This window comes from Paraburkholderia sp. SIMBA_053 (genome assembly GCF_046534895.1).
GTDB classification, from domain to species: Bacteria; Pseudomonadota; Gammaproteobacteria; order Burkholderiales; family Burkholderiaceae; genus Paraburkholderia; species Paraburkholderia caledonica.
In genome coordinates this window covers 1-284 of sequence record NZ_JAWRXU010000470.1, presented here as the reverse complement: position 1 = coordinate 284, position 284 = coordinate 1, and the positions used below count along the sequence as shown (strand labels likewise).

Sequence of the window (284 nt, the reverse complement as noted above, 5' to 3'; positions counted from 1 at the left end):
CACATTTCCTTGGTCTGGGCCTCCGACCACAGCAACCAAGTCCAAATGTTGATTGCAAGCCAGTACCACTTAGCACCCCAACTAGAAAGCAAGCAAGCTCAAAGCCAAATTAGCGGAACGGCCGCCCGCAGGCATTCTCCTAAATCTCATTTTAGTACACCATTTCATGCAGGAGGATTAGATACAGGGACATAATCTCCTCTACGACCAGTTCTACTTCCCAGCCGAGAAAGACTAAAATCTTCGACCGGCATTCTCGATCTTACAGTCTCCCACCAAGTAAG

General features: G+C 48.2%; 1 protein-coding gene. It reads left to right on the top strand.

All coding sequences use genetic code 11. From position 1 onward, the window contains the following. On the top strand, positions 1-195 hold a 195-nt coding region (locus SB753_RS36465; RefSeq protein ID WP_410804976.1), incomplete at its 5' end, for a hypothetical protein. Positions 196-284 lie beyond the last annotated feature (89 nt).